The sequence below is a fragment of the Burkholderia sp. BCC1998 genome (assembly GCF_905339875.1).
Taxonomy (GTDB): Bacteria; Pseudomonadota; Gammaproteobacteria; order Burkholderiales; family Burkholderiaceae; genus Burkholderia.
The window spans coordinates 71,030-96,469 of record NZ_CAJPHE010000026.1 but is presented as its reverse complement, the minus strand read 5'-3'; the positions used below and the strand labels follow the sequence as shown (position 1 = coordinate 96,469).

The window sequence follows — 25,440 nt, the reverse complement described above, 5'->3', positions numbered from 1 at the left end:
GTGCAGAAATGCGCGATCTCAGTGAATGTCAGGACGGCCGATCGATCAGATCGCAATCCCGGAGTCTTGCAGTTTGTCGATTTGCAGGCATGTCGCAGTTCAACCGATCTGCGATCCATGTCCTGCGACGACACGCCAGCCGCTGCCCGATCGGCGCCACAGGCGCGTGTAGGCGAACGTGCCGTTGAATGCGGTGCCGTCGAAACAACCGGCAAGCATGGCCTTCGTCGTGGTGAGGATCATCTCGCCGATCGCTTTTGCCTGCGTTTCCCGAATATCGAGTGTGTCGAGACGCAGCAGTTTCGCGCGATGGGCGGTCAGGTCGTCGTGCTTCGAGATGACCTGTCCGCTCGGAACGGTGAAGACCAGCTCGTCATCCAGCAACGTGTCCAGTGCGTCGACGTCGTTGGCGAGCATTGCCGCTCGAAGTGCGGTTTCATAGGGTTCGATGACTGCACGAACGGTATCCATATCGGGGCCTCGCATCAGTTCGAAGGATCAGGATTCCACGCATGGTCGGCGGGCGTGCCGCGCTGCCGACAAACAGTACGGCGGTTCCGCGTTCGCAGCCCAATCGACTGCATGGCCGTCGAACGGGCAACAATCGCCTCCTCAAGCAGAGGAACACGGTTCTTCCATACCTTGCATGACGGCCTTACCCGTCAGCGCGCTCGCATCGAGCGTGGCGCCTGCGCCCCAATTCAATGCTTCGCCTGCGCCCCATTGACTTCCCGCCGAAACGCCCCCGGGCTCGTCCCCGTCCATTTCCGGAACGCACGATGAAACGCGCTGGGCTCGGTAAAACCGAGTTCCGCCGCGATTTCCGCGACGCTGAGCGTTTGTCCGCGCAGCAGCGACTGGGCCAGCGCGCCGCGCAGTTCGTCCTTGATCGACGCGAAGCTCTGCCCCTCGCTGCGCAGGCGTCGCCGCAGCGTCGCGGGCGTCGTGCCGAGGCGCACGGCCAGCGTGTCGAAGTCCGGCCACTCGCTGGCCGGCAGCGCCTTCAGTCGTGCGCGCGTCTTCGCCACCCAGCCGGTGTCGTGCCGATAGCGCACGAGCAGGTTGCCGGGCGCGCCGCGCAGGAAGGTCTTCAGCGCCTGCCCGGAGCGGATCGTCGGCAGCGCGAGGTACGTGGCGTTGAACGCGAGCCGGCTGTCGGGACGGTCGAAATGCACGGGCACACCGAAGAACTGGTGGTAGTCACCGCGCTGGTCGGGGCTCGGGCACGCGAAATCGATGCGCTGCAGCGGAATGCGCCGGCCGATCAGCCAGCAGGCGACGCCGAGCAGGATCAGCCAGAACGTCCGGTAAGCGAACGCCGAATACGGTGCGCCTGCCTGCGTGAGGACGATCTGCGCCTGGCCGTCGGCGACCACGAGCTCGCCGTGCGGTTCGTCGAGCACGACACGCAGGAACTGCAGCGCACGCCGCAGCGCCTTCTCGAGCGTGCCCGCGTGCAGCACGGCATGGCACAGCAGCGTGAAGCTGCCGCGCCGCATCGGGCGGGCCGCGAGCCCGAAGAATTCGTCATCGATCGCGCTGGCGATCGCCAGCCACAACCGGCCGTATTGCTGCGGTGTGACGGGCTCGCGCACGGCGGCCGGCAGGCCGGCGGCACGCAGCACGGCCTCGGTCGGCATCTGCCGCCGGCGCAGGCTCTCGAGCGCATCCTCGACGAAACCCGGCGAGATCATCTGCGGCCCCATTTTTTCATGTCCTCCAGACATGGCAAAAGCGATCACGATTCTAGATTCTGTTTGTCATTGATTGCAATGTGACGGCTGTCTACCATCATCGATATACCCCCGGTTCGCCGGCGGTCATAACGAACAGGAGACACGCATGCGTGATGGAGCAACCGCCCGGGTGGTGCCGGCCTACGCCGACGCCGTGGCCGGCTTCCGTATCGACACCGTCGCCGCACATCTGCACGGCGACCTGGAGCAGGGCCTGAACGCCTGCGTCGAATGCTGCGACCGGCATGCGGCGGCGGATCCGGATGCGATCGCGCTCGACTGGATCGACGTCGGCGGCCGGCACCGCAGCTTCACGTTCGCGCAGATGCAGGCGCTGTCGGCGCGGGTCGCGAACCTGCTGGTCGAGGAGGGCGTGAAGCCGGGCGACGTGGTCGCCGGCCTGTTGCCGCGCACGCCGGAACTCGTCGCGACGATTCTCGGCACGTGGCGCGCAGGCGCCGTCTATCAGCCGCTCTTCACCGCGTTCGGACCGAAGGCGATCGAGCACCGGCTGCGCATGAGCGATGCGCGTCTGGTCGTCACCAACATCGCGAATCGCGCGAAGCTCGACGAGATCGTGGATTGCCCGCGGGTCGCGACGGTGCGCGAGGCGGGCGACGCGCTGCCGGCGCGCGACATCGATTTCCGTGCGGCGCTCGACGCGCAGTCCGCGCTATTCGAACCGGTGCCGCGCAAGGGCACCGACCTGTTCATGATGATGTCGACGTCGGGCACGACGGGCCTGCCGAAGGGCGTGCCGGTGCCGCTGCGCGCGCTGCTCGCGTTCGGCGCATACATGCGCGACGCGGTGGACCTGCGCGCCGGCGATCGTTTCTGGAACATCGCCGATCCGGGCTGGGCATACGGCCTCTACTACGCGATCACGGGCCCGCTGCTGCTCGGCCACGCCACGACGCTGTACGAGGGCGGCTTCACGGTCGACAGCACCTACGACGTGATCGAACGGCTCGGCATCACGAGCCTCGCCGGTTCGCCGACCGCGTACCGGATGCTGATGGCGGCCGGCACGGAAGCGGCATCGCGCCTGAAAGGGCAGCTGCGGGTCGTCAGCAGCGCGGGCGAACCGCTGAATCCGGAAGTCGTGCGCTGGTTCCACGCGGCGCTCGGCGCACCGATCTACGATCACTACGGCCAGACCGAGCTCGGCATGGTCGTGAACAATCATCACGGGCTCACGCACGTCGTCCATGCCGGTTCGGCCGGTCTCGCGATGCCCGGCTATCGCGTCGCGGTGCTCGACGACACCGGTCGCGAACTCGGCCCCGGCGAGCCCGGCAACCTCGCGATCGACATCGCGCGCTCGCCGCTGCTGTGGTTCTCCGGCTACTGGCAGCAGGACACGCCGGCGATCGCGGGCGGCTACTACCGGACCGGCGACAACGTCGAGCTCGAGCCGGACGGCACCGTGAGCTTCATCGGCCGCGCGGACGACGTGATCACGTCGTCCGGCTACCGGATCGGCCCGTTCGACGTGGAAAGCGCGTTGATCGAGCATCCGGCCGTCAGCGAGGTCGCGGTGATCGGCGTGCCGGACCCGGAGCGCACGGAGATCGTCAAGGCGTTCGTCGTGCTGTCGAAGGGCTTCGACGGCACGCCGGCGCTGGCCGACGAACTCAGCCAGCATGTGAAGCGGCGGCTGTCGGCCCACGCCTATCCGCGCGCGATCGAGTTCGTCGACGCGCTGCCGAAAACCCCGAGCGGCAAGATCCAGCGCTTCGTGCTGCGCAAGATGGAAGCCGAGAGGGTCGCTCAATCCTGACTATCGAATACTGACTACGGACTGCGAATGAACATCAAGGATCGCGTTTTTCTGATTACGGGCGCCGGCTCGGGCCTCGGTGCCGCGGTGGCGCGCATGGTGGTCGCCGAAGGCGGCAACGCCGTGCTGCTGGACGTCAACGAAGACGCCGGCGCGAGCCTCGCGCACGAACTCGGCACATCCGCACGCTTCGTGAAGACCGACGTGACGAGCGAAGCCGACGGGCAGGCCGCCGTTGCCGCCGCGCGCGCCGCGTTCGGCCGCATCGATGCGCTCGTGAATTGCGCGGGCGTCGCACCGGGCGAGAAGGTGGTCGGCCGCGAAGGCCCGCATTCGCTCGAGCGCTTCGCGCGTGCGGTATCGATCAACCTGGTCGGCACGTTCAACATGATCCGGCTGGCGGCGGATGCGATGTCGAAACAGGACGCCGACGCGGAAGGCGAGCGTGGCGTGATCGTCAACACCGCGTCGGTCGCGGCGTTCGACGGACAGATCGGGCAGGCCGCGTATGCGGCATCGAAGAGCGGCGTGGTGGGCATGACGCTGCCGATCGCGCGCGAACTCGCGCGGTTCGGCATTCGCGTGGTGACGATCGCGCCGGGCATCTTCGCGACGCCGATGATGGCCGGCATGCCGCAGGACGTGCAGGACGCGCTCGGCAAGAGCGTGCCGTTCCCGCCGCGGCTCGGCCGCCCCGAAGAATTCGCGGCGCTGGTGCGCCACGTCGCCGAGAATACGATGCTGAACGGCGAAGTCATCCGTCTCGATGGCGCGCTGCGCATGGCACCGCGCTGACACTGGAGGAATGCAATCATGACGACACAGGATCCGATCGTAATCGTCGGCGCGGCACGCACGCCGATGGGTGGTTTTCAGGGCGACCTGGCCGCGGCCAGCGCGAGCGAGCTCGGCGCGGTGGCGATCCGCGCGGCGCTCGAGCGCGCGAACGTGCCCGCGGAGCGCATCGATGAAATCGTGTTCGGCTGCGTGCTGCCGGGCGGCCAGGGTCAGGCGCCGGCGCGGCAGGCCGCGCTGAAGGCCGGCTTGCCGCTGGGTACGGGCGCGACCACGGTCAACAAGATGTGCGGCTCCGGGATGAAGGCCGCGATGTTCGCGCACGACCTGCTGCTGGCCGGATCGGCGGACGTGGCGGTCGCGGGCGGGATGGAGAGCATGACGAATGCGCCGTACCTGCTGCCGAAGGCGCGCGCGGGAATGCGCATGGGGCACGGCCAGGTGCTCGACCACATGTTCCTCGACGGGCTCGAGGATGCGTACGACAAGGGCCGGCTGATGGGCACGTTCGCGGAGGATTGCGCGCAGGCTTACCAGTTCACGCGCGAGGAGCAGGACGCGTTCGCGATCGCGTCGCTGACGCGCGCGCAACGCGCGATCGCGGAAGGGCGCTTCGTGTCGGAGATCGCGCCGGTGACGGTGAAGGCCGGCAAGACGGAAGCCGTCGTGTCGATCGACGAGCAGCCGGGCAAAGCGAAGCTCGACAAGATTCCGACGCTCAAGCCGGCGTTCCGCGAAGGCGGCACGGTGACGGCCGCCAATTCGTCGTCGATTTCCGACGGTGCGGCCGCGCTCGTGATGATGCGCCGCTCGGAAGCGGACCGGCTCGGCCTCGCGCCGAAGGCGGTGATCGTCGGGCATTCGACCTACGCGAACAAGCCGGGCCTGTTCGCGACGGCGCCGATCGGCGCGATCCGCAAGCTGTCGGAGAAAACCGGCTGGAACCTGCGCGACGTCGACCTGTTCGAGATCAACGAAGCGTTCGCGGTGGTTGCGATGGCCGCGATGCGCGATCTCGACCTGTCGCACGACAAGGTGAACGTGCACGGCGGCGCGTGCGCGCTCGGCCATCCGATCGGCGCATCGGGCGCACGCGTGATGGTGACGCTGCTGGCCGCGCTCGAAGCGTATGGGCTCAAGCGCGGCGTCGCGTCGCTGTGCATCGGCGGCGGCGAGGCGACGGCGGTCGCGATCGAGCGCGTCGCGTAGCCGCGTAACGCGAACGCATTGACGCGTCACGCGCGAGACGGCACGCATGCCGTTTCGCGATGCGGGCGGCGGGCAGGGTGCCCGTCGCCCGTTCTGCTTTCCGGAGCGCGCGCGATCGCGCTACGCGTTCGCCTCCGGCGACACCGCGCCGCACGCGCGGATCACGAGCTGCACGACCTCTTCGGTCGTCTCGGCGAAAGCCTTCTGCGTGAGCGCACGCTTGCCGCTCAGCGCGCGGATCTGCGCATCGAAATCCGCATAGTGCTGGGTGGTCGCCCAGATCAGGTACATCAATGCGTGCGGATCGATCGGCGCGAGCAGGCCGCGCGCGATCCAGCCTTCGATCACCTTCACGCGCGTGTCGAACCACGGCTTCACGCGCTCCGACAGGATGTCCTGCATGTGCGCGGCGCCGTGGATGATCTCGTTCGCCCAGACCTTCGAGCCGAGCGGGCGCCGTCGCGACAGATCCATCTTCGCGCGCACGTAGCTGGCGATCGCTTCGACCGGATCGTCGCCGGTCTCGAACGATCCGGCCGCGCGGTGCCAGTCTTCGAACAGGTCGTCGAGCACACGGCGGTACAGCGCAAGCTTCGTCGGGAAGTAGTAATGCAGGTTCGCCTTCGGCAGGCCCGCGCGCTCCGCGATCATCGCGGTGCTCGCGCCGTCGAGCCCGCGCTCCGCGAACACGGCTTCCGCGCAGGCCAGCAGATGCGCTTCGTTGGACTCGCGAATGTGTGCCTTGCGTCGCCGCAAAGGCGTGCCCGTTTCGTCGTCGCCGATGGTGTCGGCGGCCGCCTGGTCATGTCTCATCGTTGCCCTCGCGCGGCATGCATGCCGCGTTGGGCTTCATTCTAGCCGCTGGTTCGCATCGAACGCACGCGCGAACACATCGGGGCGTGCGCGGTGCTGCGATGCGGTGGCACGTTTCTCGCTCGATCGATTCACGCAAGAAAGACATTGCGCTGCGCATTTTGATCGTCTAAAACCCGTCCAATCGGACAGGATTCGACGAGCGGCGGAACGTAGTGCCAACCCTGACGCCGTTTGATCGGACGAATCGCGCGAACGATGCGCATCTGCACCTCGCAGGTGCGGGTTTGCCCCGACGGCTGCAATGCGCGCACCGGCATCGGCCGGGATGACGGCATGACCGACCCCACAGGAGCGATACGAATGGACACGGTATCGGAAACAGTGAAGCGGGCAGGATTCGACACGTCGATCAAGGTCGACGGCAGGCGGTTGTGGGACAGCCTGATGGAGGTCGCGAAGATCGGCGCCACGCCGAAAGGCGGCGTCTGCCGCCTCGCGCTGACCGATCTCGACAAGGCCGGCCGCGACCTGATCGTCGGCTGGGCGAAAGCCGCCGGCTGCGCGGTGACGGTCGATACGATGGGCAACGTGTTCATGCGCCGCGCGGGCCGCGTGGCCGACGCGGCGCCGGTCGTCACCGGGTCGCACGCGGACTCGCAGCCGACGGGCGGCCGCTTCGACGGCATCTACGGCGTGCTCGGCGGTCTCGAAGTGATTCGCACTCTGAATGATCGCGGCATCGAGACCGAACACCCGGTCGAGGTCGTGATCTGGACCAACGAGGAAGGCTCGCGCTTCGCGCCGGCGATGGTCGCGTCGGGCGTGTTCGCCGGCGTGTTTACGCTCGAGTACGGGCTGTCGCGCAAGGACGTCGACGGCAAGACGATCGGCGAGGAACTCGCGCGCATCGGCTACGCGGGCGACGTGCCGTGCGGCGGCCGCAAGCTGCACGCGGCGTTCGAGCTGCATATCGAGCAGGGGCCGATTCTCGAGGCCGAGTGCAAGACGATCGGCGTCGTGACGGACGCGCAGGGGCAGCGCTGGTACGAGATCACGTTCACAGGCCAGGAAGCGCACGCGGGGCCAACGCCGATGCCGCGCCGCCGCGATGCGCTGCTCGGGGCGGCGCGCGTGGTCGATCTCGTCAACCGGATCGGCCTCGATCACGCGCCGTTCGGCTGCGCGACGGTCGGGATGATGCAGGTTCACCCGAACTCGCGCAACGTGATTCCGGGCCGCGTGTTCTTCACCGTCGATTTCCGTCATCCGGACGACGCCGTGCTCGCGAAGATGGACGCCGCGCTGCGCGACGGCGTCGCGCGCATCGCGGGCGAGATCGGGCTCGAAACCGAGCTCGAGCAGATTTTCTACTACGAGCCGGTCGCGTTCGATCCGGCCTGCGTGGCGGCCGTGCGCGACGCGGCCGAGCGCTTCGGCTACTCGCATCGCGACATCGTGTCGGGTGCGGGGCACGACGCGTGCTACCTGGCGCAGGTGGCGCCGACGTCGATGGTGTTCGTACCCTGCGTCGACGGCATCAGCCACAACGAGATCGAGGACGCGACGCCTGCGTGGATCGAGGCCGGCGCGAACGTGCTGCTGCACGCGATGCTGTCGCGTGCCTGCGAGCCGGCTTCATGACGGACGGGATATAGCGCGGCCGGCAGGCTGCGCACTGCGTGATATTGGCATTCCAAAGCATGACCGCCCCGACTGTGCATTCGCAGCCGGCGGGGACGGCTTTGTCTCCACCCAGTCGAAGGAACGCGTATGACCACCCAGCCAACCGGCGATATCGCCGCGCATCGCCTGTCGTCCACGCAACTCTCGTGTGAATTCGCCGATATCGCGCCGCTGCTCGATCCGACAGCCGCCGCGGCCGCCGCCAGCCGCTGCCACTACTGCTACGACGCGCCGTGCGTGCAGGCCTGCCCGACGCAGATCGACATCCCGGGCTTCATCCGCAAGATCGGCAACGGCAACCTGAAGGGCGCCGCGACCGACATCCTGTCCGCGAATCCGCTCGGCGGGATGTGCGCACGCGTGTGCCCGACCGAGATCCTGTGCGAAGGCGCGTGCGTGCGCAATCACCAGGATGCGCAGCCGGTCGCGATCGGCGCGCTGCAGCGCCACGCGACCGACTGGGCGATGGCGAGCGGCGCGGTGCGCTTCACGCGTGCGCCCGATACGGGGCGGCACGTCGCGGTGGTCGGCGCGGGGCCGGCCGGGCTCGCGTGCGCGCACCGGCTCGCGCTCGCCGGGCATCGCGTCACGCTGTTCGATGCGCGACCGAAGGCGGGCGGCCTGAACGAATACGGGATCGCCGCGTACAAGACCGTCGACGATTTCGCGCAGCGCGAAGTCGAGTGGTTGCTGTCGGTCGGCGGCATCGCGCTGGAGACGGGCGTCGCGCTCGGCCGCGACGTGACGCTCGACGCGCTGCGCGAGCGGCACGACGCGGTGTTTCTCGCGATGGGCCTCGGCGGCGTGCGCACGCTCGCGATCGACGGCGAGCAATTGACCGGCGTGATGAACGCGGTCGACTTCATCGAGCAGGTGCGCCAGGCCGACGGGCTGGAGAACGTGCCGGTCGGGCGGCGCGTGGTCGTGATCGGCGGCGGCAACACGGCGATCGACGCGTCCGTGCAGAGCCGCAAGCTCGGCGCGCAGCGCGTGACGATGGTGTACCGGCGCGGCGTGGACGCGATGAGCGCGACCTGGGCCGAACGTGAGTTCGCGCAGAAGTGCGGCGTCACGCTCGTCACGCACGCAAAACCGGTGCGCATTGCGGGCGCGAACGGGCACGTGACGGGCGTCGAATTCGAGGCCGCGTCGGGTGAGCGCTTCACCGTCGATGCGGACATGGTGCTGAAGGCGATCGGCCAGACGCTGGTGCCGGACGGTGTCGCGGCCACGCTGCTGACCGAGGACGGGTCGCGCATCGCGGTCGACGCGGACGGGCGCACGGCCTTGCCCGACGTGTGGGCCGGCGGCGATTGCGCGGCGAGGGGCGGCATCGACCTGACGGTGCAGGCCGTGCAGGACGGCAAGCGCGCGGCGGCGGCGATCGACGCGGCGCTCGCGCAGCGCGACGCCCGGGCCGCGTGAGCGCGCGATACGCACCTGCACCGCGGACCTCGCGCGCACCACGATAAACGCTCTCACCGACACGGAGCCGAACATGGCCGACCTTCGCTGCACCATCGCAGGCATCACTTCGCCGAATCCGTTCTGGCTGGCCTCCGCGCCGCCGACCGACAAGGCATACAACGTCAACCGCGCATTCGAGGCGGGCTGGGGCGGCGTCGTGTGGAAGACGCTCGGACTCGATCCGCACGTCGTCAACGTCAGCTCGCGCTACGGCGCGGTGCAGTGGAACGGCCAGCGGATCGCGGGGCTGAACAACATCGAGCTGATCACCGACCGGCCGCTCGACGTGAACCTGAAGGAGATCGCGCAGGTGAAGCGCGACTGGCCCGACCGCGCGCTGATCGTGTCGCTGATGGTGCCGTGCAACGAGCGCGACTGGAAATGGATCCTGCCGCTCGTCGAGGATACGGGCGCCGATGCGGTCGAGCTGAACTTCGGCTGCCCGCACGGGATGAGCGAGCGCGGGATGGGCGCGGCGGTCGGCCAGGTGCCGGAATACGTCGAGATGGTCACGCGCTGGGTCAAGGAAGGCACGAAGCTGCCGTGTCTCGTGAAGCTCACGCCGAACATCAGCGACATCCGGATGGGCTCGCGCGCCGCGTACAAGGGCGGCGCGGACGGCGTGTCGCTGATCAACACGATCAACTCGATCGTCGCGGTGGACCTCGACCAGATGGCGCCGATGCCGACCGTCGACGGCAAGGGCACGCACGGCGGTTATTGCGGCCCGGCGGTCAAGCCGATCGCGCTGAACATGGTCGCCGAGATCGCGCGCGACCCGGAGACGCCGAACCTGCCGATCTCCGGCATCGGCGGGATTTCGTCGTGGCGCGACGCGGCCGAGTTCATGGTGCTCGGCGCCGGCAGCGTGCAGGTGTGCACCGCCGCGATGCATTACGGATTCCGGATCGTGTCGGATCTCGTCGACGGGCTGTCGAACTGGATGGACGAGAAGGGCTACGCGACGCTCGACGACATACGCGGCCGCGCGGTACCGAACGTCACCGACTGGAAATACCTGAACCTGAAGTACGACATCAAGGCGCGCATCGACCAGGACCGCTGCATCCAGTGCGGGCTGTGCCATATCGCATGCGAGGACACGTCGCACCAGGCGATCACCGCCGTGAAGGACGGCGTGCGGCATTTCGAAGTGGTGGACGCGGCGTGCGTCGGGTGCAATCTTTGCATGCATGTGTGTCCGGTCGAGCAATGCATCACGATGGAGCGGGTCGACGCGGGCGACTACGCGAACTGGACCACGCATCCGAACAACCCGGCGCGGGCTGATGCGGGTGCGAGCCCGGCGGAACCCGCGAAGCACGAGAAGCACGCGAAGGCGGCCTGACCGACGTCCGGCGGCGCGGTATCGCCCGCGCTGCCGCTTGTGTCCTGTTCTGCCGGCATCGCACGATGCCGGCGTCGACGTTTACGTGGAGCGCATTCGATGAAACCAGCAGCGATTCCCGCCGAACCCGACAGCGCCGCGGCGCCGGCCGGCAGCCTGTACAACGACGACCTCGCGCCGACGACGGCGGCGCAGCGCACGTGGCGCTGGTATCACTTCGCCGCGCTGTGGGTCGGGATGGTGATGAACATCGCGTCGTACATGCTCGCGGCCGGGCTGATCCAGGAAGGCATGTCGCCGTGGCAGGCGGTGCTGACGGTGCTGCTCGGCAACCTGATCGTGCTCGTGCCGATGCTGTTGATCGGTCATGCGGGTGCGAAGCACGGGATTCCGTACGCGGTGCTCGTGCGGGCGTCGTTCGGCACGCAGGGCGCGAAGCTGCCCGCGCTGTTGCGCGCGATCGTCGCGTGCGGCTGGTACGGCATCCAGACCTGGCTCGGCGGCAGCGCGATCTACACGCTGCTGAACATCCTGACCGGCAACGCGCTGCACGGCGCCGCGCTGCCGCTCGTCGGCATCTCGCTCGGGCAGCTCGCGTGCTTCCTCGTGTTCTGGGCGCTGCAGCTGTACTTCATCCTGCACGGCACCGATTCGATCCGCTGGCTCGAAAGCTGGTCCGCGCCGATCAAGGTCGTGATGTGCGTCGCGCTCGTGTGGTGGGCGACGTCGCAGGCGGGCGGCGTCGGCTCGATGCTGTCGGCGCCGTCGCAGTTCGTCGCGGGCGGCAAGAAGGCCGGGCTGTTCTGGGCGACGTTCTGGCCGGGCCTGACCGCGATGGTCGGCTTCTGGGCGACGCTCGCGTTGAACATTCCCGACTTCACGCGCTTCGCGCATTCGCAGCGCGACCAGATGATCGGGCAGTCGATCGGGCTGCCGCTGCCGATGGCGCTGCTGTCGGTGGTGTCGGTCGTCGTGACGTCGGCCACCGTCGTGATCTACGGCAACGCGATCTGGGATCCGATCGACCTGACGAGCCGGATGACCGGCATCGGCGTGGGCATCGCGCTCGTGATCCTCACGCTCGACACGATGTGCTGCAACCTCGCGGCGAACCTCGTCGGCCCCGCATACGATTTCTCGAGCCTGTGGCCGAAGGCGATCTCGTATCGCGCCGGCGGGATGATCACCGCGACGATCGCGATCGTGATGATGCCGTGGAAGATCCTCGCGACGACGGACGGCTACATCTTCACCTGGCTCGTCGGCTATTCGGCGCTGCTCGGGCCGGTCGCGGGCATCCTGATGGTCGACTACTTCCTGATTCGCGGCACGCGGCTCGATACGCGCGCGCTGTTCGACGAGCGCGGCGACTTCAGCTATGCGCGCGGCTGGAACCCGGCCGCACTGGCGGCGCTCGCCATCGGCGTGCTGCCGAACCTGCCCGGCTTCCTGCACACCGCATTCCCGGCGTCGTTTCCGAACGTGCCGGCGTTCTTCAACACGCTTTACACGTATGCGTGGTTCGTCGGCCTCGTGCTGGCGTCCGGCGTGTACGGCGCCTGGATGAAGTGGCGTGCGGCGCAGCGCGCGCAGATCGCGAACGCGTGATGCGCGAACGCATGCGGCACCCGACAGTCAACGAGGAGGCAACGACATGGCAATCCTGATTCGCGGCGGCACCGTGGTCGATGCGGACCGCACTTATCGCGCGGACGTACTGTGTGCCGACCCGCAGGACGGCGGCACGATCCTGCAGATCGCCGAGACGATCGACGCGCCGGCCGGCGCGACGGTGGTCGACGCGCACGACCAGTACGTGATGCCGGGCGGCATCGATCCGCATACGCACATGGAACTGCCGTTCATGGGCACGACGGCGAGCGACGATTTCTATTCGGGTACGGCCGCGGGGCTGTCGGGCGGCACGACGAGCATCATCGACTTCGTGATCCCGAGCCCGAAGCAGCCGCTGATGGACGCGTTTCACGAATGGCGCGGCTGGGCCGAGAAGGCGGCCGCCGACTACGGCTTCCACGTGGCCGTCACGTGGTGGGACGAATCGGTGCACCGCGACATGGGCACGCTCGTGCGCGAGCACGGCGTGTCGAGCTTCAAGCACTTCATGGCGTACAAGAACGCGATCATGGCCGACGACGAGGTGCTCGTGAACAGCTTCTCGCGTTCGCTCGAGCTCGGCGCGCTGCCGACCGTGCACGCGGAGAACGGCGAGCTCGTGTTCCAGTTGCAGAAGGCGCTGCTCGCGCGCGGGATGACGGGGCCGGAGGCGCATCCGCTGTCGCGCCCGCCGGAGGTCGAAGGCGAGGCCGCGAACCGTGCGATCCGCATCGCGCAGGTGCTCGGCGTGCCGGTGTATATCGTGCACGTGTCGTCGAAGGACGCGGTCGATGCGATCACACGCGCGCGCAGCGAGGGGCTGCGCGTGTTCGGCGAGGTGCTGCCGGGCCATCTGGTGATCGACGAGGCCGTGTATCGCGACCCGGACTGGACGCGTGCGGCCGCGCACGTGATGAGCCCGCCGTTCCGCTCGGCCGCGCATCGCGAAGCGCTGTGGCGCGGGCTGCAGGCCGGGCAGTTGCAGACGACGGCGACCGATCACTGCGTGTTCTGCGCGTCGCAGAAGGCGATGGGCCGCGAGGACTTCACGAAGATCCCGAACGGCTGCGGCGGCGTCGAGGACCGCATGTCGGTGCTGTGGCATCACGGCGTGAATCAAGGCCGCATCACGCCGAACGAGTTCGTGCGGATCACGTCGACGAACGCCGCGCAGATCTTCAACCTGTATCCGCGCAAGGGGGCGGTGCAGGTCGGCGCCGATGCCGACCTGGTCGTATGGGACCCGGCCGCGACGAAGACGATCTCGGTGAAGACCCATCACCAGCAGGTCGACTTCAACGTGTTCGAAGGGATGACGGTGCAGGGCGTCGCGACCCACACGCTCACGCGTGGGGCGCTCGCGTGGGCCGACGGCGAGCTGCGTGCGGTGCGCGGTGCGGGGCGTTACCTGAAGCGGCCGCCCGCGGCCGGCTACTACGAGGCCGCGCGCATCGCGAACCGGCTGCGCGAGCCGCATCCGGTCGAGCGCGCCGGCTGAACGCGCATGAAACCGGCTCGAGGCCGGTTCGCAACGGGTTCGCAACGGGTTCGCAACGGGCTCGAAACGGGCTCGAAACGGGCACACGCGCTGCGCAGTCAGCGCGCGTCGACGGTGTTTGCCTCGCGGATCGGAATCACGGTGCGCGCGCCGCACTGGCGCAGCAGGTCGCGCAGCTCGTTGATGACCGGAAACACCTCGTGGTTCCAGTCGGCGCCTTGCCGGTCGTGCGCTTCCTGCTCGCGCTCGACGATCCAGCGATCCTCGCGGAAGATCCGCTCGGTGAACCAGACCAGCAGCGGCCACGCGAGATCGAGCGCGAACGGGATGCCCGGCTTGTGGATCGACAGCAGTCCGAACGTGCGGTTGGTGCGCTGTTGCGCGTCGAGCGGCACGTAGACGATCCACAGGTCCATCACGAGCGTGCCTTCGCTCGAGCGGATCTGCAGCGTCTGGTACGGGTAGCCCGTGCGCACCGTCATCACGCTCTTGTCGGCCTGGTCGGTCGGTTTCTTGCTGGCGCCGAACACGAGCGCCTCGCCGACCGGCTGCTTGCCTTCCATGCGTGCGAACGTGTAGTCGACCTCGACCCAGTCGTCGCCGCGGCGGCGGCCGAGCGCCCGCGCCCGCATCTGCCCCATTTGCTTGCGATGCAGGAACTGATGGTTCATGTCCATCAGGTTCTCGTGCATGAACGAGTAGTGGCACTTGACCTCGCGACCGAAGCGGCGCGTCTTGTACGCGGGATCGTCCGCCGATTCCAGCGCGGGGAACGGGCGTTCGTCCGCGAGCGTCGCGTCGCCGGGGAACACGAAGATCAGCCCGTGCGCCTCGCGGCACGGATACGCGCGCACGCCGTTCGGCAGGCGCTCGCGGCCGAGGTACGGCACGTCGACACAGCGGCCGCTGTCACACGCGTAGGTCCAGCCGTGGTAGCAGCAGCGCAGCGTTTCGCCGCTCACGACGCCCGCATGCAGCGGCACCTGGCGGTGCGCGCAACGATCTTCGAGCGCGTAGACGGCGCCGGATTCGGTGCGCACGAGCACGATCGGATCGCCGGCGAAGCGCACGCCGAGCGTCTTGCCGCGCTTGAGTTCGCGCGACCACGCGAGCGGATACCAGTGATCGGGATGGATGGGCACGCGGCGCAGGTCGCGCACGATCGAGCCGCCGGACGGTTCTTCGAGAGCACTGCTGTCAGACAAAGGCACTGCGCGCATGCGTGACGCCTCCTGGCTGGCTGGAGAGTTCCGAGCGCCGCGCGGTGCGCGGCGGGGGACTGATCTGGAGAAGTCTACGCGAAGTTTGCCCGCGAAGCTGACCCGATGCGGGTTTGCCCGGCCCGGACAGCATGCGTTTCGTTGATGCAGCGCAAACGCGGCCGGCGGCGCGGGCCGGCCGGGTCAGCGCGCACACCGGCCGCCGCGGCGCCGGCGGTCCCTCACAGGCCCGCGTCGCGCCACAGCACCGCGTCGGCGCGGTACAGCGCCGGAAAGCGCTGCTTCAGCCCGGCGACCTTCGGCAGGTCGTTGAACGCGATGTACGGCGCGTCGGGATGCAGCTCGAGGTAGTTCTGGTGATACGCCTCCGCCGGATAGAAGCCCTTGTACGGCTCGACGCGCGTGACGACGGGCGCCGGGAACGTGTGCGCGGTGCCCAGCTGCGCGATGTAGGCGGTCGCGACCGCGCGCTGCTGCGCGGTGGTCGGGAAGATCGCGGAGCGGTATTGCGGCCCTTCGTCGGGCCCCTGACGGTTGAGTTCGGTCGGGTCGTGCGCGACCGAGAAGAACACCTGCAGCAACCGGCCGTAGGTGACCTGCGTCGGGTCGTAGACGATGCGCACCGATTCCGCATGGCCCGTCAGCCCGCTGCCGACCAGCGCGTAGTGCGCGGTTTCGGAGGCGCCGCCCGCGTAGCCGGCCGTGACCTGCTTCACGCCCTTCACGTGCTCGAACACGCCCTGCACGCCCCAGAAGCAGCCGCCGGCGAGCACGGCCGTTTCCTCATGGGAGGCGCCCGGGGTTTCGTCGAGCGTCGGCGCGGGCACGGTGCGCATCGGTTCCGCGGAACTGACGACGCGCTGGTAGCCGAACACGGCGGCGGCCGCGAGGGCGATCGCGCCGATGCGGCGCAGCATGGCCGCCCGTCGCCGCGGTGTGGAATCGCGAGTGGATGTCGGAATCATGAGTTGCTCCTTCGAAATGCGGGACGGAATGAGGTGGACGCGAGGCGGACGGGAGGCGGCGCGCGTGACGGCGTCCGCCACTGCGTGCGCGTTCAGCCGAACGTAAACGCATAGGCATCGACGCCGGGATCGAGAAACTCGATCGAGAACGTGCGGTCGGCGATCGTGCCCGGCTGCCGGACGAGCTGGTACAGGCGCTGGCCGGTGACGGTGCCGTAGCCCTGCGCATCGACGTCCGTGCCGTGTGCCGCGCCGGGCGCCGCGCCGTCGAGCGTCACGCGAAAGCGCACCGGCCTGCCGTTCGCGCCCGGGCCGAGCACGAGGTGCAGGTCGCGCGCATGGAAGCGGTAGACGATCCGGCCGGCCGGCGCGGCGAGCGTCGCGCGCTCCGCACCGACCTGCCAGGTGCCGGCGAGGCCCCAGTCGTTCAGGTCGGGGTGCGCGGGCGCGTCGTAACGGTGTGCCGCGTCGCGCACGACACCGCCGGGCGACGTGAAGTCGTCCGCGCGCGCATAGCCGACGTAGGTTTCGGGCGAGCGGACGTCCGCGCTGTCGGCCGCCGCGAGCGCGCCCTTCGCGGGGGCGCCGGCGAGCCCGAGCGGCACGTTCAGCGCTTCCGGGTGGCCGGCTTCGGCGAGCAGCGACTGGATCGCGCGTTCCGACTGCGCGTATTCGCCTTCGCCGAAGTGGTGGTGGCGGATCCGCCCTTGCGCGTCGACGAAGTAGTGCGCGGGCCAGTATTCGTTGCCGAACGCGCGCCAGATCGCATAACCGTTGTCGATCGCGACCGGGTAGTCGATGCCCAGGTCGTGCACGGCCTTCTTCACGTTGCCGATGTCGCGCTCGAACGCGAACTCCGGTGCGTGCACGCCGATCACGACGAGGCCGTACGGCGCGTACTTGCGCGCCCAGGCGGTCGTGTACGGCAGCGTGCGCAGGCAGTTGATGCACGAATACGTCCAGAAATCGACGAGCACGACCTTGCCGCGCAGGCCGGCCGCGCTCAGCGGCGGCGAATTCAGCCACTGCACGGCGCCGTCGAGCGACGGCAGCGTGCCTTCGACGGGCAGCGCGGCCGGTGCCTGCGGCGCCGGGGTCGTGCCGGCGGTGCGCATCATCGCGGGGCCGGCCGCCGGTGCATCACCGGACGTCGCGGCCATCATCGCGCTGCCGGCCGCGGCACCGTTGCCGCCGGCGGTATCGCTGGTCGCGGACGTCGCCGCCGGCGTGCCATGCGAGCGGCCGCCGAGCCGGTCGACGAGCTTCGTCTCGAGGCCGCCCGTCGTGACGGTCGACAACTGCGCGAGCGCCCCCGTGTCGAGGCCGAGCGCGATCGCGCCGACGCCGGCCAGCAGCGCCGCGCCGATCCCGCGCTTGATCCATTCGCCGGCGCCGAGCGAGCGCTTCATCGCGGCGAACACCTTGCCGCCGATCACGAGCGCGACGCCGAGCGACGTCGCCGCGCCGGCCGCATACGCAACCAGCAGCAACGTCGTGCCGACGCTCGCGCCGCGCAGCGCGGCGCCGGTCAGCACGAGCCCGAGGATCGGACCCGCGCACGGCGCCCACAGCAGGCCGGTCGCGACGCCGAGCAGCAGCGACGACGCGGGGCCGGCCGGGCGGCCGTCGCGCTGTGCGAACCCGGTGAGGCGGTTGCCGGCCGCGACGAGCGGGCGCGTCAGGTGCTCGGCGAAGCGCGGCAGCAGCAGCGTCAGGCCGAACACCGCGAGCAGCACGATGGCGAGCCAGCGGCCGGCCTGGTTGGCCTGCGCGACCCAGCCGCCGCCGACGGCGGCGAGCGTCGCGACGACGGCGAACGTGAGCGCCATGCCGATCAGCAGCGGCAGGCCGGTACGCACGAACGGCTGGTCGGCGCGCGCGAACACGAACGGCAGCACGGGCAGGATGCACGGGCTCAGGATCGTGAGCACGCCGCCGAGATAGGCGAGGACGATGAGCAGCATGGAGCGGTCTCCGGTCGTTCAGGAAGGCGGCGGCCCGTCAGGCGGCGGCCGGGTGGAAGGCGAGCGCGAGCCCGTTCATGCAGTAGCGCAGGCCGGTAGGCGGCGGGCCGTCGTCGAACACGTGGCCGAGATGGCCGCCGCAGCGGCGGCAGTGCACTTCGGTGCGCGACATCCCGTACGACGGATCGAGCGCGGTCGCGACCGCGTGGTCGAGCGGCTTCCAGAAGCTCGGCCAGCCGGTGTGGCTGTCGAACTTGGTGTCCGACGAGAACAGCGCGAGGTCGCAGCCGGCGCACGCGAACGTGCCGTGGCGGTGCTCGCCGTTCAGCGGGCTGCTGTACGGCGGCTCGGTGCCGGCGTCGCGCAGCACCGTGTATTGGGCGGGCGTGAGGCGGCGGTGCCATTCGGCGTCGCTGCGGGTGATCTCGAACGGGGCGGCCGTCGGTCCGGCGGCGGGCGGCGCGGCGAACGCGCGGCCGACCAGCGCACGGCGGCCCGTCGACGACAGCGCCGCGAGTGCCGCAAGGCCGGTCGCGCCAGCGAACAGCAGATGTCTGCGGGTGGGCATGATGGGCTCCTGGAAGCAGGTCCTGAAAACATGCGCACAGAGTAGGTGGCGGGCGGTGTCGAAGTCCTCACGGAAAGTTAAATGAATCGTGATTATTTTCCGGGTGATCCGGCCAAGTCCGACGAAATCCGTCTGAGCCGCGTCGGATAAGGGTTTGCGGGGAATCGGTGGTCCGCCCAATTCCGCGGAAATCCCGCACGAGCCGCAACTTTTTAGTGTCTTTTTAGTGTTCGTGGCGTGGGGTAGGCTCTGCTGAGGATGCGCGGGCCGATCGGATCACGATATCGATGGAGGGCGATCATGGGGGCATTGACGGTCAGGCAAATCGAAGCTGCGAAGGCGACCGGAAAGCGGTATTTCCTGTCGGATGGCCGTGGACTGTTCCTGCGCGTGGGGCCGGCCGGCGGGAAATCTTGGTTTGTTCGCGTCAGTATCAATGGCAAGCAATGCGATAAGCCGCTCGGCAAGACGTGGGCGCGCTCGACGACCGATGCGCAGTTATCGCTAGAGGATGCGCGCGCAGCGGCTGCGACGATTCGTTCACACGCGCGCGACGGCGTGGACTACCTCGAAGCGAAGAAGCGTGAACGCCAGGCCAAGGTTGAACAAGCGGTGACGGCGGACCTCACATTCGGCGACTTATTCGATGCGTGGTTCGCGACGGTCAACAAGAAGCGCGGCAAGAAAGGCCGCAAGGATGGCGGTAAGTCGCTTCGAGCTGCGATGGAAAAGCATGTGCTGCCGACTCTTCGCGCGCACCGGATCGCAGGCGTGTTTGCGTCGAACGTTCTGCCGCTGCTTACCGCGATTTCCGATGTGGGATACAACCGGCAAGCGGTCGAGATGCTGATAACCATCCAACAAATGATTCGATGGGGCGAGCGCAATCAGCCGTGGAAGCGCTTGTTGATCGATTGCGATGTGCTTGCGCTTGCAAAAGAGGATGTTGTTTCAGGCGATTACGATCCGGTGCGTGGCAACGAACGCGATCGGACGCTTACGGACGACGAAATCTGCGTGCTCGGTGAACTGATTCCGGCCGCTCGGCTTCCACGCTCCATTGCGTCAGCGGTATGGGTGATGCTCGCTTGCGGAACGCGCGTCGGCGAAACAGTCCTGACGCGATGGACCGATCTTGACTTCAAGGCACGGACGTGGACCATCCCAAAGGAACACACAAAGTCGAACACGGCGATCACGATTCACCTGTCCGATTTCGTCCTCGCGCAGTTTGCGGTGCAGCAAGTGGTGCGCACCGGTGTGCCGGAGGGCGACGTACGGCGCGAATATGTGTTCCCGTCGGAAAAGGGTAAGCTGCCGCACGTCAGCATCCATACGACCTGCGGGGCTATCCGTAATCGGCAACGCCCAAAGGATGCGCCGACCGAGGGGCGCACGAGGGCAACCGATGCGCTCACTGTCCCGGGTGGTCAATGGAAATGTCATGACTTGCGTCGGACGTGCGCAACGATGATGCAATCGCTGGGCATTCCGGAAAGCATCGTGCATCGATGTCTGAACCACGCACGAAACGATCCGCTTGATCGAATCTATCTGCAGTTCGATTATGACGCGCAGATGCGCGACGCTTGGCGGCGATGGGGTGACCGCCTGTCGGTATTGCTTGGTACGGGTACGGAAAACGTACGTTTTCTGTTCGCGCCGTAATCGGAAGGGGCTTCTCCGCAGAGGAGAGGACGAAGATGTAACCCTGATAATACGAGTTATCACGGTTAGATGAGCCCGCAAACCGACGAAGCTGTCGTGTTGCATGCTTGTCCCCCCCCCGAGAAATTCCGCTGGTAGTGCTACCCAGGGGTAATCGTGTGGTAAGCGTCGGGCACCGATGGTCGTGCGTTGGTCTTCCCTACTAACCACCCCCGTTGCCGCGACTGGAAGACGTCACGATCTGGTGAACACTGCCGCGTTGGCCTTCCGCGGTTTGCCTGTTGACCGTTGGATGCGGTAGGGTGCGACTTTGACTTTGAGTATGAGGCGGTCCATGAACAAACAGGAACTCATCGACGCGGTCGCTGCTGGTGCGGGCGTCAGTAAGAGTGATGCGAGTAAGGCTGTCCAGGCGGTGCTGGACACGATCACGGACGCGGTGAGCCGTGGCGAAGCGGTGCAGCTCATCGGCTTCGGGGCATTTTCGCAGGGGCAGCGCGCGGCACGTACCGGTCGCAACCCAACGACGGGAGAGGAGATCTCCATTGCTGCGGCGAATACCGTGAGGTTTAATGCCGGCAAGGCGTTCAAGGACGCGGTGAACGAGTCGTGACACCGAGTGATGTGGCTCAGGCCGCTTATGTAGGGCTACCTGGTGAAAGAGCCGAAGTCGTCGTGTCGACGCGCGCAGCGGCGGCACGCCGGGTGAATACGCTGAAGACTGCGACCGATTGGGAGGTCGGGCAGTGTGTTTTCGCGTACGGGCACAGTGGTAAGAGAGGCGCCGCTCATGGTGCGGTCAAGAGTTGCTGTTTTCGCACTGGCTCGCCGCAGAGGATCGGTGGGCGGTTCGGTTGGCGTGACCCCGCGGAGATGTCAGCGTTTGACGCAATTTGCGAGTCGACCGGATTGAGCAAACGCTGTCTGCACAATCCACGTCCTAACCCTGGCTCGCGAGAGACCTGGCGTGCACCGGGTTCCAACGGGAATGATGCCGCCGCGGCACGGGAGTTCGCTTACGTGGCACGGAGATTCGCCAACGGGCAACGTCGGCGATACCGCGGGACCGCTCGCTCGAGGATGTCTGACTCTTGCCCGAACCGTCTATAAAGCAATGCGAAAACACTCCGTCATGCGCCGTCGGCCGCTATCGAAGGCGCAATTGCTACCGCTCCCTACTGATCAGGTCCGTCGCTTGTCGCTCAAGCACCATCTTGCGCTTGCGGCGCTATCTGGCGGATGTGGTGACGTTGAGTCGATCGCCACGCTGTCCAATATGCTCGCACTTGCGTTCTACTTGCGAGCCGACGGCGAGGCCGAACCGTATCGTGGTGCCGATTCGGCACTCACTCAGTGCATTGCGCGGGCAGAGCGCGGTGACCCGTGGACCTTGACGGACGCTGAGCGGAAAGTACTCGAAGCGTTGCTCCTTGTTCATGATGAGCAACTTGCTGCTGTGCCAGTCCATCGCTACCTTGAAGCGCTGGAGCGGGTGCAGCATGTCGGTACGCCGGATTTTGGTTTTCCGATCGGACTGGACTGAGAAACGTGCGTTGTCTGACCGCGGTGGCGAATCTTGCCGAGTGGTGGATGGGCATCGATAGATGGATGAATTCGTAATCTAGCGCGACCGACGCGTTGGTGCGTATGTGGGCGCTGAGGTCTGACAGTTTCTACGTAGAAACTGTAGGAAAACGAATTTGGAAGTGGGGGGCAAGATTTCCGTGTTCAGGGCAGGTTGAGTAATTACACGGAAGGTCGAACGAATCGATCTGCGTAAAGGATAGCGAGCTGGTTCATGGCCGTCTTCCAGTCATGAGCGGCACTGCCCCAATTCGCCGTGATGTTGCGTAGGGCCAGCCAGATGAGTTTGGTGGCTGCCTCGTCGGTCGGGAAGTGGCCACGGGTCTTGATGATCTTGCGCACGCCCGGAGGAAACGCGAAGAACGGGATAACGCGATCCCAGGCGTTGCGCCACGCGCCGCTGACGGTCGGGAATTTCGGGCCCCAGGGACCCGTTGCAAATGCATCGAGTTCAGCCTGGGCGGCTTCTGCACTGGGGGCCGAGCATCGCGAACGGTCAGCGCGATACAACTTTGTTGCAACCGGCTATCGCATCACAACTTTAGTTGACGTCGCTGCTGCGATCGATACGTCTTTAGTTGAAATGGGCTATGGTCTGTCAGCCTTTCGGCACAAGGAAGTACACGAATTGCTGCAATGCAGCATAAGAGCTGAAACTTTAGTTTTGCGAGCGCCAGAGCCCTCGTTTACGAAACGATACGAGGACTAAATGGTCCGCCGCCGGTCGGAATCCGCGAACGTCAACAGCCGTCGTCGAACCGAGCGTCGGCACGCGCTATTTCCGGATAGCGCTCGGGGTTGAGGTGGCGTTTCGCGATGGCATCGTCGAACGTGCCGGACCACTTCGCTACGACTACCGTTGCCAAGCTGTTGCCGATCGTATTACACGTTGCGATCGCCATCGACATGAAGCGATACACGCCGAAGATCAGTGCGAGGCCTTCCACGGGCAATATGCCGGTCGACGTCACCGTTGCCGCGAATACGACGAAGGACCCGCCTGATACCGTTGCGGCGCCTTTGGACGTCAGCAACATCAGCAGCAGGATCCCGACCTGGTGCTCGAACGTGATCGGCACGTTGTATGCATGCGCGATGAACATCACACCCATCGACATGAAGATGGACGTTCCGTCGAGATTGAACGCATAACCGGTCGGCAGCACGAGTCCGACGGTCTGTTTCGCACAGCCGAGCCGTTCGAGCTTGACGAGCAAGCGAGGTAGCGCGCTTTCGGACGACGCCGTACCCAGCACGATCAGGATCTCGTCTTTGATGTAGCGCATGAAGCGCCACATGCTGAAACCGGCCAGTTTCGCGACAAGGCCCATTACGACGCCGATGAACAGCACAATGACTGCATAGAAGCTGAGTACGAGTTGCGCGAGTGCGATTAGTACGGCCGTCCCGTTGCTTCCGACGGCGAACGCGATCGCGCCGAAGGTGCCCAGCGGCGCGAGCTTCATCACGAGATTGATGAACGAGAACAGCACTTCGGAGATCTGGTCGAGTCCCTCGTTGATGCGTGCACGCCTCGATTCCGGAATCGCGAGAATGCCGATGCCGACAATCACTGCCAGAACGACCACCTGCAACAGCTCGCCTTTCGCAAATGCACCGATGAAGTTGTCCGGCACAAGGTGCATCACGAAGTCGGCGAACCCCTGGGGCGCAGCTTTGGCCGCCGCGACCGACACCTTGCCGACCGCAACGGACGTCATGCCTTGACCGGTCTGCAGCAGGTTGCCGGCGAACAGGCCGAATGCCAGCGCAATCGTGGAGACGACTTCGAAGTACACAATCGCGCGCCAGCCGACCCGGCCGGCACTCTTCACATCGCCGGCAGACGCTATGCCGTGCACGATCGTCAGGAAGACGAGCGGCGCGACGCCGGCCTTGATCAGCGCCAGGAAAACGTCGCCGAGAATCTTTAGCTGCGTCGCGAACTTAGGGAACAGCAGCCCGGCGACGATGCCAAGCACGAGCGATGCGAGGACCTGCATGCCGAGCCTGCGATACCACGGGCGCTTCGGCAAGTCGGGGCGTGATGCGTCGCGCGAGGTCTGTGGTTGACTCATGATCGTGTCTCCTCCACGTCGTGGATTCAGATGTCGCGGGACAGTGCGATTGCCCGATCCACCATGTGCGGTGCGAGCCCCAGGTAGTTGGCCGGATCGGTCATCCGATCGATTGCGTCGCGATCGAAGTGACGCGTCACTTCGGGGAGGGCGGCGAGCGCTTCGGCGAGCGTCCCGCCTTTTTCATTGACCGTCCGGCACGCGTCGTACACGATGTCGTGCGCTTGCTGGCGCCCGGTGAACGGCGCCATCTGCATCATCGCGGCCTCTGCGACGATCAGCCCCTTGCTGATGTCAAGGTTTTGCTTCATCCGCTCCGTGTCGACGATCAATCCGCCGAGCGCGAACTTTGCCTGATGCAGCGCACCGGACGCCAGGATGAAGCTCTCGGGGATCGCAATCCATTCCGCGTGCCATGGGCCCGTCGCACGTTCGAAGTCCTGAACCATCGCGTCGACCATCAGGCCGGCGTGCTGCCGCACCGCCTTGGCTGCGGCCAACATCAGCTCGCTCGAGATCGGATTGCGCTTCTGCGGCATCGTGCTGCTGGCACCACGTCCCTTGACGAACGGCTCGTAGACCTCCGCGAACTCGGTCGATGCCATGATCATGATATCGACCGCAATCTTGCCGAGTGAGCCAGTGATCAGCGCGAGCAGGTTAACGGCCTCGGCGAAGCCGTCGCGCGCTACGTGCCACGTCGTTGCCGGCACGCCGAGCTTCAGTTCTTCCGCGAGCGCCTTCTGAACATCGAATCCCTTGTCACCGAGCGATGCCAGTGTGCCGGCCGCACCCCCGAATTCGACGACTGCGACACGCGATCGCAACTCCCCAAGCCGCTGCTGATGCCGATCGAACATCCCCAGCCAGATGGCCACCTTGTATCCGAACGTGACAGGTAATGCCTGTTGCAAATGGGTTCGGCCGGCCATCGCGGTATCGCGGTGCTTATGCGACAGATCGGCGAGGATTCCGCGCAGCGCGCGGATGTCGCCGTCGATCGAATCGAGCGCATCGCGTACCTGCAGTGCCACCGCGGTATCCATGATGTCCTGCGTTGTTGCGCCCCAGTGCACGTAACGGCCCGCATCGCCGCACATCGCTACGAGCTGGTGTACGAGCGGCAGGATCGGGTAGCCAACGATGTCGGTCTCCTCACGCATATGTTCGAAATCGATGCGCTCGATGTTGGATTCGCGTGCTATCACGTCGGCGGCATCATTCGGAATCACGCCCACACGTGCCTCGGCCCGTGCGAGCGCGACTTCGACATCGATGTAGCGCTGCACTAGTGCGTAGTCGGAAAAGAGCGCGCGCATCTTGGCGGTACCGAACGCGTCGCGAAACAGGATCGAATCGACGACGGTGCTGGAGATGGGAAGAGTATGGCTGAGCATGGTGACCTCGGAACTCTGGTAGGAGGATCGGACCGTCGATACTTGAGAGA

The 25,440-nt window shown here is 66.7% G+C and carries 21 protein-coding genes and 1 pseudogene; 11 read left to right on the top strand and 11 right to left on the bottom strand.

What is annotated here, in order from left to right; all coding sequences use genetic code 11:
- Positions 1–99: 99 nt before the first annotated feature.
- The gene (locus tag U5A56_RS31975) at positions 100–471 is read right to left on the bottom strand and encodes a nuclear transport factor 2 family protein (RefSeq protein WP_321926489.1); all 372 of its coding nucleotides are present in this window, start codon (positions 469–471) and stop codon (positions 100–102) included.
- A gap of 230 nt (positions 472–701) precedes the next feature.
- Positions 702–1,706 (bottom strand): AraC family transcriptional regulator, encoded by a 1,005-nt coding sequence (locus U5A56_RS31970; RefSeq protein WP_321926487.1) that lies wholly within the window; start codon positions 1,704–1,706, stop codon positions 702–704.
- A gap of 136 nt (positions 1,707–1,842) precedes the next feature.
- Between U5A56_RS31970 and U5A56_RS31965 the strand changes: the two genes are divergently transcribed.
- From U5A56_RS31965 to U5A56_RS31955, 3 genes are read left to right on the top strand one after another with little or no spacing between them, the layout of a single operon-like run.
- Positions 1,843–3,516: an acyl-CoA synthetase gene (locus U5A56_RS31965; RefSeq protein WP_321926485.1), complete on the top strand. Its 1,674-nt coding sequence runs from the start codon at positions 1,843–1,845 to the stop codon at positions 3,514–3,516.
- Between the two features lie 27 nt (positions 3,517–3,543).
- Positions 3,544–4,311 carry a 3-hydroxyacyl-CoA dehydrogenase gene (locus tag U5A56_RS31960; RefSeq protein ID WP_044847205.1) on the top strand — a complete coding sequence of 256 codons (768 nt, stop codon included), beginning with the start codon at positions 3,544–3,546 and terminating at the stop codon, positions 4,309–4,311.
- 18 nt (positions 4,312–4,329) lie between these two features.
- Positions 4,330–5,520, top strand: a complete 1,191-nt coding sequence (locus U5A56_RS31955; RefSeq protein ID WP_321926483.1) for an acetyl-CoA C-acetyltransferase — start codon at positions 4,330–4,332, stop codon at positions 5,518–5,520.
- 120 nt (positions 5,521–5,640) lie between these two features.
- On the opposite strand, the gene U5A56_RS31950 is transcribed toward U5A56_RS31955, so the two are convergent.
- Complete coding sequence (locus U5A56_RS31950) at positions 5,641–6,333, bottom strand: TetR/AcrR family transcriptional regulator (RefSeq protein ID WP_321926481.1); 693 nt, start codon at positions 6,331–6,333, stop codon at positions 5,641–5,643.
- A 131-nt stretch (positions 6,334–6,464) separates the two neighbouring features.
- Positions 6,465–6,704, bottom strand: coding sequence for a hypothetical protein (locus tag U5A56_RS31945; protein ID WP_321926479.1), 240 nt, complete (start codon positions 6,702–6,704; stop codon positions 6,465–6,467).
- Between U5A56_RS31945 and U5A56_RS31940 the strand changes: the two genes are divergently transcribed.
- The 5 genes from U5A56_RS31940 (at position 6,697) to hydA (ending at position 13,946) form a co-directional block, all read left to right on the top strand.
- Positions 6,697–7,977, top strand: a complete 1,281-nt coding sequence (locus tag U5A56_RS31940) for a Zn-dependent hydrolase (RefSeq protein WP_321926477.1) — start codon at positions 6,697–6,699, stop codon at positions 7,975–7,977. The two genes, U5A56_RS31945 and U5A56_RS31940, sit on opposite strands and share 8 nt — an antisense overlap.
- Before the next feature lie 129 nt (positions 7,978–8,106).
- Positions 8,107–9,444, top strand: a complete 1,338-nt coding sequence (locus tag U5A56_RS31935) for an NAD(P)-dependent oxidoreductase (RefSeq protein ID WP_321926475.1) — start codon at positions 8,107–8,109, stop codon at positions 9,442–9,444.
- A 73-nt stretch (positions 9,445–9,517) separates the two neighbouring features.
- Positions 9,518–10,834 (top strand): NAD-dependent dihydropyrimidine dehydrogenase subunit PreA, encoded by a 1,317-nt coding sequence (preA, locus tag U5A56_RS31930; RefSeq protein WP_124921618.1) that lies wholly within the window; start codon positions 9,518–9,520, stop codon positions 10,832–10,834.
- A gap of 99 nt (positions 10,835–10,933) precedes the next feature.
- The gene (locus U5A56_RS31925) at positions 10,934–12,442 is read left to right on the top strand and encodes an NCS1 family nucleobase:cation symporter-1 (RefSeq protein WP_321926473.1); all 1,509 of its coding nucleotides are present in this window, start codon (positions 10,934–10,936) and stop codon (positions 12,440–12,442) included.
- A 46-nt stretch (positions 12,443–12,488) separates the two neighbouring features.
- The gene (gene hydA, locus U5A56_RS31920) at positions 12,489–13,946 is read left to right on the top strand and encodes a dihydropyrimidinase (protein WP_124488511.1); all 1,458 of its coding nucleotides are present in this window, start codon (positions 12,489–12,491) and stop codon (positions 13,944–13,946) included.
- A gap of 98 nt (positions 13,947–14,044) precedes the next feature.
- Here hydA and U5A56_RS31915 read toward each other — a convergent pair whose 3' ends face one another.
- The 4 genes from U5A56_RS31915 to msrB all read right to left on the bottom strand — a co-directional run bounded on the left by U5A56_RS31915 (position 14,045) and on the right by msrB (position 18,663).
- The gene (locus U5A56_RS31915; RefSeq protein ID WP_124488512.1) at positions 14,045–15,166 is read right to left on the bottom strand and encodes an aromatic ring-hydroxylating oxygenase subunit alpha; all 1,122 of its coding nucleotides are present in this window, start codon (positions 15,164–15,166) and stop codon (positions 14,045–14,047) included.
- Between the two features lie 221 nt (positions 15,167–15,387).
- Positions 15,388–16,131, bottom strand: a complete 744-nt coding sequence (gene msrA, locus U5A56_RS31910) for a peptide-methionine (S)-S-oxide reductase MsrA (RefSeq protein WP_124488513.1) — start codon at positions 16,129–16,131, stop codon at positions 15,388–15,390.
- A gap of 92 nt (positions 16,132–16,223) precedes the next feature.
- Positions 16,224–18,095, bottom strand: a complete 1,872-nt coding sequence (locus tag U5A56_RS31905) for a cytochrome c biogenesis protein DipZ (RefSeq protein ID WP_321926469.1) — start codon at positions 18,093–18,095, stop codon at positions 16,224–16,226.
- A gap of 37 nt (positions 18,096–18,132) precedes the next feature.
- A complete protein-coding gene (gene msrB, locus U5A56_RS31900) occupies positions 18,133–18,663 on the bottom strand; it encodes a peptide-methionine (R)-S-oxide reductase MsrB (protein WP_124523624.1) in 531 nt (176 codons plus the stop codon).
- Positions 18,664–18,963: 300 nt separating this feature from the next.
- Between msrB and U5A56_RS31895 the strand changes: the two genes are divergently transcribed.
- The 3 genes from U5A56_RS31895 to U5A56_RS31885 all read left to right on the top strand — a co-directional run bounded on the left by U5A56_RS31895 (position 18,964) and on the right by U5A56_RS31885 (position 21,874).
- Positions 18,964–20,331, top strand: a complete 1,368-nt coding sequence (locus U5A56_RS31895; protein WP_321926467.1) for a tyrosine-type recombinase/integrase — start codon at positions 18,964–18,966, stop codon at positions 20,329–20,331.
- Positions 20,332–20,665: 334 nt separating this feature from the next.
- On the top strand, positions 20,666–20,944 hold the full coding sequence (locus U5A56_RS31890; RefSeq protein ID WP_321926465.1) for an HU family DNA-binding protein: 279 nt from the start codon (positions 20,666–20,668) through the stop codon (positions 20,942–20,944).
- Between the two features lie 582 nt (positions 20,945–21,526).
- Positions 21,527–21,874 (top strand): hypothetical protein, encoded by a 348-nt coding sequence (locus U5A56_RS31885; protein ID WP_321926463.1) that lies wholly within the window; start codon positions 21,527–21,529, stop codon positions 21,872–21,874.
- Between the two features lie 203 nt (positions 21,875–22,077).
- On the opposite strand, the pseudogene U5A56_RS31880 reads toward U5A56_RS31885, so the two are convergent.
- The 3 genes and pseudogenes from U5A56_RS31880 to pcaB all read right to left on the bottom strand — a co-directional run.
- A pseudogene (locus tag U5A56_RS31880) lies at positions 22,078–22,398 on the bottom strand (transposase); the annotation flags it as partial.
- Positions 22,399–22,655: 257 nt separating this feature from the next.
- Positions 22,656–23,993, bottom strand: coding sequence for a cation:dicarboxylate symporter family transporter (locus U5A56_RS31875; protein ID WP_321926461.1), 1,338 nt, complete (start codon positions 23,991–23,993; stop codon positions 22,656–22,658).
- 26 nt (positions 23,994–24,019) lie between these two features.
- On the bottom strand, positions 24,020–25,390 hold the full coding sequence (gene pcaB, locus U5A56_RS31870) for a 3-carboxy-cis,cis-muconate cycloisomerase (protein ID WP_062883944.1): 1,371 nt from the start codon (positions 25,388–25,390) through the stop codon (positions 24,020–24,022).
- Between the last annotated feature and the right edge of the window lie 50 nt (positions 25,391–25,440).